The sequence below is a fragment of the Streptomyces sp. NPDC059169 genome (assembly GCF_042755225.1).
Lineage (GTDB): Bacteria > Actinomycetota > Actinomycetes > Streptomycetales > Streptomycetaceae > Streptomyces.
This window is the reverse complement of sequence record NZ_JBHZCF010000008.1, coordinates 144,281-157,221: the sequence shown is the minus strand read 5'-3', so window position 1 is coordinate 157,221 and position 12,941 is coordinate 144,281. Positions and strand designations below refer to the sequence as shown.

Below are 12,941 nucleotides of genomic sequence, written 5' to 3'. Positions count from 1 at the left end.
GTCGAACTTAGGTTAGCCTAACCTAAATATCGAGCCAAGCCTGCCGTACCCACCAGGGACAGCGAGAGGGGGCGCACCGCGATCAAGCGGGCGCCCCCAGAAGGAACCTGACGAGGTGGAGGCCCGCCGCGGGCGGCAGGTCGGGCAGCCCGCAGGCCGCGCGGGCTATGCCTCCGCGGGGGAGGCGCGCAGGGCGTCCTCGCTCAGTCCCCTGCGCCAGTACCCCACGAACGTGACACGGCGGCGGTCGAGTTCTCGCTCGCCGACCAGGTGACGGCGCAGCGCCTTCACCGCACTCGACTCACCGGCTATCCAGGCGTAGGGGGCCTTCCCGACGGGCGCGGCGGCCCGCACCGCCTCGACGGCCGGGGGTGTCCCCTCCTCCCGTACCAGCCAGGTGACGGTCGCGTCGGCGGCGGTGACCGGCTCGATGCGGTCCCCGGGGGACGGGACTTCGAGCCACACCTGCGCAGGGAGGCCGGCCGGCAGTGTTTCGAGGATCGCCGAGGCGGCCGGCAGTGCCGTCTCGTCCGCCCACATCAGCACGGAGTCGGCGTCCTCGGGCAGCCGGAACCGCACGGCCGTGTTGTCGGCCACCGCCGGACCGAGGACCGTCACCCGGTCCCCGGTGGAAGCTCTCTGCGCCCACCGACAGGCCGGTCCGCCATCCGGGTGGACGGCGAAGTCGACATCCAGCTCGTTCGGGTCACGGCGCTGCTCGCGCACCGTGTACGAGCGCATCACGGCCCGCACGTCGTCGGGCAGTGCCCGCCACGCACCGAGGGCGCCGTACACGTCCCCGTCCTCCGGCAGTGGGACGACGGGAGTCTCCTGGCCGGGGTGCGGCAGGAACAGGGAGAGGGACTGGTCCCGGCCACCGGAGGTGAAGCCCGCGAGGGACTCTCCGCCGAAGGTGACCCGGATCAGCGACGGGCCGAGCCGCCGCGCCCGTATGACCTGCAAGGGGAAGAAACGGAACGGGGCGGCCACGGCGGTCGTCATCGTCAGGCGACCTTCTTCGCGTTCTCGATGGCCTTCGCCAGGTCGTCGAGGATCGGGGTGCACTTCTCGTAGGAGTAGATCGGTTCGGTGACACGTGGGATGACCTGTCCGGCCTTGACGGCGGGGAGCTCCGCCCAAGTGGGCTTGGACTTCAGGGCGTCGGGCTGGATGGCCGAGGCGCGGTTGTCCATCATGATGACGTCGGCCTGGTACTTGTCGACGTTCTCCCAGCTGAGGCCCTCGAACCAGCCGCCGGCGTCCAGCTTGGCGGGCGTCACGAAATTGACGCCGAGCTCCTTGAAGTAGAGCGTGTCGGTGGGCCGTCCCGGGGTGGAGGCGTAGAACAGGTCCGCGCTCGCGGAGCCGATGAGCACCTTGATCTGCGGCTTGGCCTTGGCGGCGGCGCGCAGTCTGGCGGCGGCCTTCTCGAAAGCGGCCTTGGCGTCGGTGACCTTCTTGGCCTTCACGTCGGCACCGAGGGACTCGGCCAACTCGACGTGGCGCTGCAGCACCTTGGGCATCGAGTTGTCGGCGGCCCACAGGGCCACGCTCGGGGCGAGCTTGAGGATCTTGGCCTTGGACTGGTCCGGCACGTACCAGAGGGCGTCCTTCTCCCACATGTCGGTGATCAGGAGGTCGGGCGCCAGGGCGGCGTACTGCTCGACGTTGAACTCGCCCCAGACGTTGCCGAGGACCTCAACCTTGGTGATGTCGAGGTCGCCGGCCTGGACGTCGGGGGTCTTCGTGCCCTTGGCCTTGTCCTCGACGTAGGTGGGGCCGAAGACGCCCTTCACCTCGACGCCGAAGTCGTGCAGCGCGGCCGCCGTGCCGGTGAAGGCCACGATGTTCTCGGGAGTCGACTTGGCCTTGGCGACCTGGCCGCGGTCGTCCTTGAACTCCCAGGGCCCGGCCTTCGCGTCGGAGGCCTGGTCGCCCTTCTTCTCGCCGCCGCAGGCGGTGAGCGCGACGCCGAGCCCGAGGGCGCCGCTCGCGGCGAGCAGACCGCGACGGGTGAGGTGGGGAGCGCGAGCGTTGGGCATGAGGGTGGTTTCGCTTTCGTGCGTGCCGGAGCGGCCTCTGGGCAAGGTTGAAGATAGGTTAGCCTAACCTCATGAGTTGTCCATAGGGCGCCCCGGCGCACACGGCCCCGCCTCGGGCCCGAGGGTCAGCCGGTGAGGCCCAACTCGCGTGCGATCAGCATCCTTTGGACCTCGCTGGTGCCCTCGCCGATCTCCAGGATCTTGGAATCGCGCCACATGCGGGCGACCGGGTACTCGTTCATGAACCCGTAGCCTCCGTGGATCTGGGTGGCCTCGCGGGCGTTGTCGACGGCGACCGTCGAGGAGTAGAGCTTCGCGAGCGCCGCCTCCTTCTTGAACGGCTCGCCCAGGACGAGCCGGGAGGCCGCGTCACGCCAGCCGATCCGGGCCATGTGCGCCCGCATCTCCATGTCCGCGATCTTGAACTGGACCGCCTGGTTGTCGCCGATCGGCCGCCCGAACGCCTGCCGCTCCTTGGCGTACTTCACCGACTCGTCCACACACCCCTGTGCCAGGCCCGTGGCGAGCGCGGCGATGGCGATACGGCCTTCGTCGAGGATGCGCAGGAACTGGGCGTACCCGCGGCCCTCCTCGCCGAGCAGGTTCGCCACCGGGACGCGCACGTCGGAGAAGGACAGCTCACGCGTGTCCGACGCGTTCCATCCCACCTTGGAATAGGGGGCGGCGACGGTGAAACCGGGTGTACCGGACGGAACGATGATCGAGGAGATCTCCGGACGGCCGTCGGCCTTGCGACCGGTGACGGCCGTGACCGTGACGAGGCCCGTGATGTCCGTGCCGGAGTTGGTGATGAAGCACTTGGATCCGTTGATCACCCACTCGTCGCCGTCCCGTACGGCGGTGGTCTTGGTGCCGCCCGCGTCCGATCCGGCATCCGGCTCCGTCAGTCCGAAGGCGCCCAGCACCTCACCGGAGCACAGCCGCGGCAGCCACTCGCGCTTCTGCTCCTCCGTGCCGAAGCGGTAGACGGGCATGGCGCCGAGGGAGACCCCGGCCTCCAGGGTGATCGCGACCGAGGAGTCGACCCTGGCCAGCTCCTCCAGGGCGATGCCCAGGGCGAGGTAGTCTCCGCCCATGCCGCCGTACTCCTCGGGGAACGGCAGGCCGAACAGGCCCATCCGGCCCATCTCGCGGACGATCTCGTACGGGAACTCGTGCCGCTCGTAGAAGTCACCGATCTTCGGGGCGACGACATCGTGGGCGAACTCCTCGACGGTGCGGCGGAGTTCTTCGTGTTCGGGACTGAGGCGGTGGTCGAGGGACATGGCTCAGGACTCCTTGTGGGACAGGGCGCGAACGGTGCGGGACGGGCTGGGACGGCCCAACTTCTCGGCCATCCACGCGCTCGTGGCGGTGAGCCGGCCGAGGTCGACCCCGGTCTCGATACCGAGGCCGTGGAGCATCCACACGAGGTCTTCGGTGGCGAGATTGCCGGTGGCGCTCTTCGCGTACGGGCAACCGCCGAGACCGCCCGCGGAGGCGTCGACGGTCGTGACCCCGTGTCCCAGCGCGGCGAAGGTGTTGGCCAGCGCCTGGCCGTAGGTGTCGTGGAAGTGCACCCCGATGGCGCTGGTGGGCACGCCCTCCTCGTTCAGCCGGGCGAGGAGGGTGAGGACGTGGCCGGGGGTGGCGACGCCGATGGTGTCACCGAGGCTCAGCTCGTCACAGCCCAGCTCCATGAGCCGCCTGGCGACGCGGACGACCTGGTGGACCGGGACCTTCCCCTCCCAGGGGTCGCCGAAGCACATGGAGAGATATCCGCGGACATGGACCCCGCCGTCCTTCGCGCGGGCGACGACCGGCTCGAACATGGCGAGCGACTCGTCGACCGTGCGGTTGAGGTTGCGGGCGGCGAACGTCTCGGTCGCCGAGCCGAAGACGGCGATCCGCCGGGCACCGAGAGCGATCGCCCGGTCGAGCCCGCGCTCGTTCGGGACGAGGACGGGCAGGGAGACGCCCTCGATCCCGACGACCCGGGGAAACAGGTCCTCGGCGTCCGCCAGCTGGGGCACCCATCTGGGGTGGACGAAGCTGGTCGCCTCGACGGTCGTCAGCCCGGCAGCGGCGAGGCGGTGGATGAACTCCGCCTTCACCTCGGTCGGGATGACGCCCTTCTCGTTCTGCAGCCCGTCGCGCGGCCCGACTTCGTGGATCCGCACCCGCGGCGGTAGGTCGGCGATCGGCACTTCCATCGGCAGTCCACCGGTCATGCCTCGGCCCCCTTCTCATCGAGGCCCTGCCCGGGGGTACTCGCCTCCTCGTGCGGGGAGACCACGGCCAGCACCTGGTCCATGGCGACGGTCGTCCCCGGCGTGACGTCCAGCTCGGTGACGGTGCCGGCGTGCGGGGCGGAGATGACGTGCTCCATCTTCATCGCCTCGACGACGAGCAGGCTCTGTCCCGCGTCGACCTCGTCGCCGACGGCGACCTTCACCACGGTGACCGTGCCCGGCATGGGGGCGGCGAGGGTGTCAGCGCCCTGGCGGGCCGCACCGCTGAGGGAGGCCTCCACCGGGTCGTGGTCCAGGACGTGCCAGGAGTCGGCGTCCCGGCCCAGCCACGTGCCCCCGGGCGCCGCAGCGTGGGTGAACGTGTGGGTGACGCCGTCCACGTCGAAGGAGACCGTTCCGGGGCCGCCCGCTGCCTGCGTTGCCCGTGGGTCCACCTCCCGCCTGCGGACGGGCCTGGCCGGTGCGTCGCCCACGGCGCACGTGCTCCCCGGGCCCTCCCCGCGCACCCGGACCGTGACCGGGTCGCGGCCCGGGACCCGGAAGTGACGGGCCGTCGCGGCCGGCTCCCCGCCCAGGCGGAAACCGCTCGGGACGGAGAACGGGTCGACCCAGCCGCCCCGGCTTCCGGGCGGGACGGGCTGCCGCAGCAGTGCCGCGGCCTCGTAGACCTCGTCCGGGACGCCGTCCGGGACGAGTCCGTCCGCCTCACGCTCCACGAGCCCGGTGTCCAGGTCGCCCGAGACCACGGCCGGATGGGCCAACAGGCGGCGCAGGAAACCGGCGTTCGTCGCGACGCCCAGGGTCACCGTGCCGGCCAGGGCGGCGCGCAGCCTGCGCAGCGCGGTCGCGCGGTCCGGCCCGTGGGCGATGACCTTGGAGAGCATCGGGTCGTACAGGCTGGAGACTTCCGTCCCCTGCCGGAGTCCCGAGTCCGTGCGCACGCCGTCTCCCTGCGGCTCGTGCAGGGAAAGGATCGTCCCTCCGGAAGGGAGGAAGCCCCTGGCCGGGTCCTCCGCGCAGATGCGTGCCTCGATGGCATGGCCGGTGAGCGTGATGTCCTTCTGGGTGAAGGGCAGCTCCTCGCCCGCGGCGACACGCAGCTGCCACTCGACCAGGTCCAGACCGGTGATGAGTTCCGTCACCGGGTGCTCGACCTGGAGGCGGGTGTTCATCTCCATGAAGTAGTAGGCCGACGGGTCGCCCCCCGGAACGATGAACTCGACGGTGCCCGCGCCGCGGTAGCCGCAGGAGCGTGCTGCCTGGACCGCCGCCTCGCCCATGGCCGCCCGGGTCGCCTCGTCCAGCAGGACGGACGGCGCCTCTTCGATGATCTTCTGGTGACGGCGCTGGAGCGAGCACTCGCGCTCACCGAGGTGCACCACGTTCCCGTGACCGTCCGCGAGCACCTGGATCTCGATGTGCCGGGGGCGGTCGATCCACCGCTCCACGAGGAGCGTGTCGTCACCGAATGACGCCCGTGCCTCGCGGCGCGCGGCGGCGATCTCCTCCAGCAGGGCCGACTCCACACGGGTGAGCCTCATGCCCTTGCCGCCGCCGCCCGCCGACGGCTTCAGGAGTACGGGCATGCCGATCTCTCGGGCAGCATCGGCCAGTTGGTCGTCCGTCAGTCCGGAGCCGGAAGAGCCGGGTACGACCGGCACCCCGGCCGCCCGTACCGTCTCCTTGGCGCGGATCTTGTCACCCATCAGGGAGATGGCTTCGGCCGACGGGCCGATGAAGACCAGCCCAGCGTCGGCGACGGCCCGTGCGAATGCCGCGTTCTCGGCGAGGAAGCCGTAGCCGGGGTGAACGGCCTGCGCCCCGCTGCGGCGGGCGGCCTCCAGTAGCCGCTCGACGGAGAGGTAGCTCTCCGCGGCGGGCGCCGGTCCGAGCCGGACCGCCGTGTCCGCTTCCCCGACGTGCCGGGCGTCGGCGTCCGCGTCGCTGAAGACCGCGACCGAGCGAACCCCCAGGGACCGGAGCGTGTGGATGACGCGGACCGCGATCTCGCCGCGGTTGGCGACCAGAACAGTGTCGAACATCGAGTCAGTCCCTCACATCCGGAAGACGCCGAAGCCGGGGTCACCCAGCGGGGCGTTGGCGCAGGCGGTCAGGGCCAGTCCCAGCACCTGACGGGTCTCCATGGGGTCGATCACTCCGTCGTCCCACAGGCGGGCGGTCGCGTAGTAGGCGTTCCCCTGCTGGTCGTACTGGGCACGGATCGGGTCCTTGAAGGCCTCTTCCTCCTCGGCCGGCCACTGTTCGCCGCGCCCCTCGATCTGGTCGCGCTTGACGGTCGCCAGCACCGAGGCGGCCTGCTCGCCGCCCATCACCGAGATCTTGGCGTTGGGCCACATCCACAGGAACCGGGGGGAGTAGGCCCGGCCGCACATCGAGTAGTTCCCCGCGCCGTACGAGCCGCCGATCACCACGGTGAGTTTGGGGACCCGCGTGCACGCGACGGCCGTGACCATCTTCGCGCCGTGCTTGGCGATGCCTCCGGCCTCGTAGTCCTTGCCGACCATGAACCCCGAGATGTTCTGCAGGAAGAGCAGCGGGATGCCGCGCTGGTCGCAGAGCTCGATGAAATGCGCGCCCTTCTGGGCGGACTCGGCGAACAGGATGCCGTTGTTGGCGACGATCCCGACGGGGTGGCCGTGGATCCGCGCGAAGCCGGTGACCAGGGTCGTGCCGAACTCGGACTTGAACTCGGCGAAACGAGAACCGTCCGTGATGCGGGCGATGACCTCCCGTACGTCGTAAGGGGTGCGTGAGTCCACGGGCACCGCTCCGTACAGTCCGTACGGATCGACCTTGGGCTCCTCGGCGGGCTCCACCGGCCAGGGGAGGGGGCCCCGCTCGGGCAGGGTCGCCACGATGTTCCGCACGATGCGCAGCGCGTGGGCGTCGTCCTCGGCCAGGTGGTCGGTGACGCCGGAGATCCGGGAGTGCACCTCGCCGCCACCCAGCTCCTCGGCCGTGACCACCTCGCCGGTCGCCGCCTTCACCAGGGGCGGGCCCCCCAGGAAGATCGTCCCCTGGTTGCGCACGATCACGGCCTCGTCGCTCATGGCCGGGACGTAGGCGCCGCCGGCCGTGCAGGAGCCGAGGACCGCCGCGATCTGGGGGATGCGGGCACCGGAGAGCCGCGCTTGGTTGTAGAAGATCCGGCCGAAGTGCTCTCGGTCGGGGAAGACTTCGTCCTGCATGGGGAGGAAGGCGCCGCCGGAGTCGACCAGGTAGACGCACGGAAGCCTGTTCTCCAGCGCGACCTCCTGGGCGCGCAGGTGCTTCTTCACCGTCATGGGGTAGTACGTGCCGCCCTTGACCGTGGCGTCGTTGGCGACGACCACCACCTCACGGCCGCTGACCCTGCCGATCCCGGCGATCACCCCGGCGGCCGGGGCCTGCCCGTCGTACATCCCGTCCGCGGCGAGCGGCGCCAGCTCCAGGAACGGCGACCCCGGGTCCAGGAGCGTGTCCACCCGGTCGCGCGGAAGCAGCTTCCCGCGCGCCGTGTGGCGTGCGCGGGCCTTCTCCCCACCACCCAGACGGGCCGCGGCGAGCTTCGCGCGCAGCGTGTCGGCCAGCTCGCGGTGTGCCGCCTCGTTGGCCTGCCAGGCCTCCGAAGCGGGATCCGCCGCACTCGCCAGCACAGGTGCCTGCTGCATCGTGTCGAGCCCCCTTGCCCGATCGACTGTTGTTAATGAGCGTTAACCCAACTGCTCCAGGTTAACGAGCGCTAACTGCCTTGTCTAGAATCAGTGGCATGAGCACCAGGACCGACGCCGCCACCCGCCGCGAGCAGATCCTCAAGGAAGCCGCCCGCCTCTTCGCCGAGCGCGGTTTCCACGGCGTCGGCGTCGACGAGATAGGAGCCGCCGTCGGCATCAGTGGCCCCGGGCTGTACCGCCACTTCCCCGGCAAGGACGCGATGCTCGCCGAGCTGTTGGTCGGCATCTCCGGCCGGTTGCTGGACGGGGGCCGGCGCAGGGTCGCCGAGGCGGACGGCGTCCCCGAACAGGTGCTCGCCTCGCTCATCGACGGGCACATCGACTTCGCCCTCGACGACCGCCCGCTGATCACCCTCCACGACCGTGAGCTCGACCGGCTGCGCGACAGCGACCGCAAGCTGGTACGGCAGCTGCAGCGGCAGTACGTGGAGCTGTGGGTGGACGTGGTCCGCACCCTCCACCCCGAAGTGCCGGAGGTCCAGGTGCGGGCGGCCGTCCACGCCGTGTTCGGCTTGCTCAACTCCACCCCTCACCTCGGCTCGTACGGCAACGGTCTGCTGGGCCGGGCCGCGATGGAGACGCTGCTGCGCAAGCTGGCCCACGGGGCGTTCGCCTCACTGTCCGGCTGACGCCGCTCCACGAGGGGCCGCACCGCGGCCGGGACCGGTGGCCCCGGCCGCGGACCGGGCCCGCGTCCCCCGCACTCCGCGGGCGTCCAGGGACCGGGACGCCCGGCACGCTCCGCACACCTGACGGCACAATGGGCGCATGCCGATACCGAACCGCGCCGCCCTCGTCGACCACCTCGTCCGCAGCCGTATCGCCGGAGACGTCGCCACGCCCCGTGACAACAACCTCTCCCACTACCGCAAGCTCGCCAACGGGGACCGCCACTACTGGCTGGGCCTGGAGCTCGGCGACCGCTGGACCGACGAGCAGGACGTGCTGGCCGTGATGGCCGAGCGGTGCGGGGTCAACGACGACCCGCAGTACCGGTACGGGCAGGACACGATCGATCCGGAGCTGACCGTCGACGCGCTGGAGCGGATGGCGGCGAGGCTGCGCAAGGCCGCCGCGGGCAAGCAGAGGGTGCTCTTCGCCACCGGGCATCCGGGCGGACTCCTCGACGTGCACCGGCAGACCGCGGACGCACTGAGATCGGCCGGTTGCGAGATCGTCCGCATCCCCTCCGGGCTCACTGCGGACGAGGGCATGGTCTTCCAGTTCGCCGACGTCGCCGTGCTGGAGCGGGGCGCCACGCTCTGGCACACGCACTCCCCGGCGCCGATGGCCGCGATCCTGGACGGTCTGGAGCGGGAGGGGCGTCCCCAGCCCGACCTCGTGGTGGCCGACCACGGCTGGGCGGGCTGCGCCGGCCAGCGGGGCCTCGACTCCGTGGGCTACGCCGACAGCAACGACCCGGCGCTGTTCATCGGGGAGGCGGAGGGCACCCTCCAGGTGACGGTCCCGCTGGACGACCATGTCACGGACCCTCGCTTCTACGACCCGATGACGCAGTACCTCCTGGACGCGGCGGGTCTGCTGTGACCTCCGGGGCGTCCGGCCGCACGCGGTGCACCGCCGGCGTCGGGTCCAGGTAGACCCTACGGATCTCCGGGAAGCGTTGGCGCAGCTGCTCCTCGGCGTCCTCGCAAGCCCACTCCACCTGCTCGGCCGACGCGACGTCCCGGAAGTTCACCTTCGCGGCGATCAGTATCCCGTCGGGCCCCTGGACGAGAGCGGTCAGCTCCACCACGCCGACGATGTGCGGCACCGTGAGCAGTTCCTCGTGCACCGATTCACGCATCCGCGGCGGGAGCGTGCGCCCGCTCGACAGCCCCGTGCTGCGGCGTCCGGCGTCCCAGGCGGCGTAACCGAGCAGCACACCGATGAGGACCGAGGCGCTGCCGTCCCAGGCGGCGGATCCGGAGAGCTGGGCGCCGGCCAGGCCGCACGCGGCGATGAGCAGCCCCGCGACCGGTGTGAGGTCCCCCGCGGTGACGGACCTCACCGCCGGCCCGGGGCCGTGGCGCAGAAGGCGGCGCGCCGGCGGCCCGAAGGGGGCCGTTCCGCCGTGCTGCCTCGCCCCCGCCCACAGGGAGCAGCCCTGCAGCGCACCGGCGAGGGCGAGCACCAGATACGAGACGAGGGGGTTGCCGGGCGCCGTGTCGTTCATCAGTGTGCTCACGCCGTCGTAGACGGCGAAGACCGCGGCTCCGGCGTAGACGGCGACGGACGCGAGGGCCGCCTTGACGAATTGCTCCGGACCGTACCCCAGGGGATGGTCCTCGTCGGCCCGCCTGCTGCTCCGCCGCAGCGCGGAGATCAGCAGTACGTCGCTGACCGCGTCGGCGGCCGAATGGGCGGCTTCGGCGAGCATCGCGCCGGAGCCGCCAGCCACTCCGGCGGCGGCTTTGGCCACCGCGACGACCGCGTCGGCCACACCGGCTGCGAGCACCCTGGCGGTGCCGTTCGGCACCTCGTCCGGCGCGATGCGCTCCGGCGGCGGTACAGGGGCGTCCTCGGGTACGCCGAGGCCGTCCGGCTCCCGTCCGGCGGAGGTCTTCTCGCTCGCCATGCTGGGAGCGTATGTCCGTTGTGTCGGGTGCGCTCGGGCGTGGCGCCGCCCGGGGGGCACCGCCCGGACGAGCCGATCAGCCGCGTGGGACGCGGACCACGCCTTCCTGGATCACCGAGATCGCCAGCTTCCCGTCCTGCGTGTAGATGCGGGCCTGGCCGAGCCCCCGTCCCGCCTGCGCGGACGGCGACTCCTGGTCGTACAGCAGCCACTCGTCCGCACGGAACGGCCGGTGGAACCACATCGCGTGGTCCAGGGAGGCGCCCACGACGTCCCCCACGGCCCAGCCGCCCCGCCCGTGGGCGAGCAGCACCGAGTCGAGCAGCGTCATGTCGGACACGTACGTGGCGAGGCAGACGTGCAGCATGGGGTCGTCAGCCAGCTTGCCGTTGGTGCGGAACCACACCTGCGAGCGCGGCTCGCGCCGCTCGCCGACGGTGGCGTACGGAGGCGCGTCCACGTAGCGCACGTCCACCGCGGACCGTGCCTTGAGCATGCGCTCAACGATGTCCGGTTGGATGATCCCCGCGTACCGCGGCAGGCTCTCGGCGGCCGTCGGCAGCGTCTCGGGGTCCGGTGCGTCGGGCATGGCCGTCTGGTGGTCGAGCCCTTCCTCGGGCGTCTGGAAGGACGCCGAGAGGTGGAAGATCGGCTGGCCGTGCTGGACGGCGACGACACGGCGGGTCGTGAAGGACCGGCCGTCGCGGATGCGGTCCACCGTGTAGACGATCGGTGCGCCCGGGTCGCCCATGCGCAGGAAGTACGAGTGCAGGGAGTGGGCCGTGCGGTCGTGCGGGACGGTGCGGCCCGCGGCGACGAGCGCCTGGGCCGCGACCTGGCCGCCGAAGACGCGGGGGACGATCGCCGAGCGCGAGCGCCCCCGGAAGATGTCCTGCTCGATCCGCTCGAGGTCGAGCAGATCGAGCAGTTCGTCGAGCGGCTGTGCGCCTGTACTCACAGGGTCAGAGTCCCATGCTCTTGGCGATGATGGACTTCATGACCTCGCTGGTGCCGCCGTAGATGCGGTTGACGCGGTTGTCGGCGTACAGGCGGGCGATCGGGTACTCGTTCATGTAGCCGTACCCACCGTGCAGCTGCAGGCAGCGATCGATGACGCGGTGGGCGACCTCGGTGCAGAAGAGCTTCGCGGAGGCGGCTTCGGCCGGGGACAGCTCGCCCGCGTCCAGTGCCTCGAGAGCACGGTCGGCGACCGCCTGGGCGGCGTCCACCTCGGCCTGGCAGGCGGCCAGTTCGAACTTCGTGTTCTGGAAGGACGCGACCGTCTTGCCGAAGACCGTGCGGTCCTGCACGTACTCCTGGGCGAACCGTACGGCCGCCTGGGCCTGCGCGTACGCCCCGAACGCGATGCCCCAGCGCTCCGACGGCAGGTTCTGCCCGAGGTAGTAGAAGCCCTTGTTCTCCTCGCCCAGCAGGTCTTCTACCGGGACCTTGACGTCGACGAAGGCCAGCTCGGCGGTGTCGGACGTGCGCAGGCCGAGCTTGTCCAACTTGCGGCCGATGGAGTAGCCCTCGGACTTGGTGTCCACCGCGAAGAGGGAGATGCCGAAGCGGCGGTCCTCGGCGGTCGGGGCGGACGTGCGGGCGCACACGATCACGCGGTCGGCGTGCACACCACCGGTGATGAAGGTCTTGGCGCCGTTGAGGACGTAGTGCGTGCCGTCCTCCGAGAGCTTGGCCGTGGTCTTCATGCCCGCGACGTCGGAGCCGGTGCCCGGCTCGGTCATCGCCAGCGCCCACATCTCCTCGCCGGTGACGAACTTCGTCAGGTAGCGCTTCTTCTGCTCGTCGGAGGCGAGCATCTTGATGTACGGCAGGGCGAGCAGCACGTGCACGCCGGAGCCGCCGAAGTTGACGCCGGCGCGCGCGGTCTCCTCGTACAGCACGGCCTCGAACTTGTGCGTGTCCAGGCCCGCCCCGCCGAACTCCTCGGGCACGTTGATCCCGAAGATGCCCAGCTCGCCGAGCTTGTAGTAGAAGTCACGCGGTGCCTGGCCCGCGGCGAACCACTCGTCGTAGACGGGGACGACCTCGGCCTCGATGAAGGCGCGGACGGTCTCCCGGAACGCCTCGTGGTCCTCGTTGAATACGGTACGGCGCACGGACGCCTCCTCGGGGCAGTGTCGGGTGACGGGACGGACACACTGTGCTGTCTAAGCGCTTGCTCATATTAAGTTACCGGTCGGTTGTTGAAACTGTCCAGAGTGATGCGGGGCACGTGGGGGAGCGGGGCCGAGCATGACGCCGACCCCGTCACATGGCGGGGTCGGTGAGCACGCTTCCGGGCTGCCTTGGCCGGAGAGGGGCACGGGGCGCG

General features: G+C 70.9%; 11 protein-coding genes. 2 read left to right on the top strand and 9 right to left on the bottom strand.

Annotation, left to right across the window (positions count from 1 at the left end):
* Positions 1-165: 165 nt before the first annotated feature.
* From ACFXOM_RS17090 to ACFXOM_RS17065, 6 genes are all read right to left on the bottom strand, one after another.
* Positions 166-1,002 (bottom strand): siderophore-interacting protein, encoded by an 837-nt coding sequence (locus ACFXOM_RS17090; protein WP_384931446.1) that lies wholly within the window; start codon positions 1,000-1,002, stop codon positions 166-168.
* Between the two features lie 2 nt (positions 1,003-1,004).
* On the bottom strand, positions 1,005-2,042 hold the full coding sequence (locus ACFXOM_RS17085) for an ABC transporter substrate-binding protein (protein WP_385038351.1): 1,038 nt from the start codon (positions 2,040-2,042) through the stop codon (positions 1,005-1,007).
* Positions 2,043-2,167: 125 nt separating this feature from the next.
* Positions 2,168-3,328 carry an acyl-CoA dehydrogenase family protein gene (locus ACFXOM_RS17080; protein WP_384931452.1) on the bottom strand — a complete coding sequence of 387 codons (1,161 nt, stop codon included), beginning with the start codon at positions 3,326-3,328 and terminating at the stop codon, positions 2,168-2,170.
* Between the two features lie 3 nt (positions 3,329-3,331).
* The gene (locus ACFXOM_RS17075; RefSeq protein WP_384931455.1) at positions 3,332-4,273 is read right to left on the bottom strand and encodes a hydroxymethylglutaryl-CoA lyase; all 942 of its coding nucleotides are present in this window, start codon (positions 4,271-4,273) and stop codon (positions 3,332-3,334) included.
* Positions 4,270-6,336, bottom strand: a complete 2,067-nt coding sequence (locus tag ACFXOM_RS17070; protein ID WP_385038349.1) for an acetyl-CoA carboxylase biotin carboxylase subunit — start codon at positions 6,334-6,336, stop codon at positions 4,270-4,272. The genes ACFXOM_RS17075 and ACFXOM_RS17070 overlap by 4 nt, the downstream gene beginning before the upstream one ends.
* Before the next feature lie 12 nt (positions 6,337-6,348).
* A complete protein-coding gene (locus ACFXOM_RS17065; RefSeq protein ID WP_384945395.1) occupies positions 6,349-7,965 on the bottom strand; it encodes a carboxyl transferase domain-containing protein in 1,617 nt (538 codons plus the stop codon).
* A gap of 98 nt (positions 7,966-8,063) precedes the next feature.
* Between ACFXOM_RS17065 and ACFXOM_RS17060 the strand changes: the two genes are divergently transcribed.
* Positions 8,064-8,657: a TetR/AcrR family transcriptional regulator gene (locus tag ACFXOM_RS17060; RefSeq protein ID WP_384931464.1), complete on the top strand. Its 594-nt coding sequence runs from the start codon at positions 8,064-8,066 to the stop codon at positions 8,655-8,657.
* Positions 8,658-8,796: 139 nt separating this feature from the next.
* Positions 8,797-9,576: a phosphatase gene (locus tag ACFXOM_RS17055; RefSeq protein ID WP_385038346.1), complete on the top strand. Its 780-nt coding sequence runs from the start codon at positions 8,797-8,799 to the stop codon at positions 9,574-9,576.
* On the opposite strand, the gene ACFXOM_RS17050 is transcribed toward ACFXOM_RS17055, so the two are convergent.
* The 3 genes from ACFXOM_RS17050 to ACFXOM_RS17040 form a co-directional block, all read right to left on the bottom strand.
* Positions 9,512-10,606 (bottom strand): cation diffusion facilitator family transporter, encoded by a 1,095-nt coding sequence (locus tag ACFXOM_RS17050; RefSeq protein ID WP_384931469.1) that lies wholly within the window; start codon positions 10,604-10,606, stop codon positions 9,512-9,514. The genes ACFXOM_RS17055 and ACFXOM_RS17050 overlap by 65 nt on opposite strands.
* Before the next feature lie 76 nt (positions 10,607-10,682).
* Positions 10,683-11,564: an acyl-CoA thioesterase II gene (gene tesB / locus ACFXOM_RS17045; RefSeq protein ID WP_384931471.1), complete on the bottom strand. Its 882-nt coding sequence runs from the start codon at positions 11,562-11,564 to the stop codon at positions 10,683-10,685.
* A gap of 4 nt (positions 11,565-11,568) precedes the next feature.
* A complete protein-coding gene (locus ACFXOM_RS17040) occupies positions 11,569-12,726 on the bottom strand; it encodes an acyl-CoA dehydrogenase family protein (RefSeq protein WP_384931474.1) in 1,158 nt (385 codons plus the stop codon).
* Between the last annotated feature and the right edge of the window lie 215 nt (positions 12,727-12,941).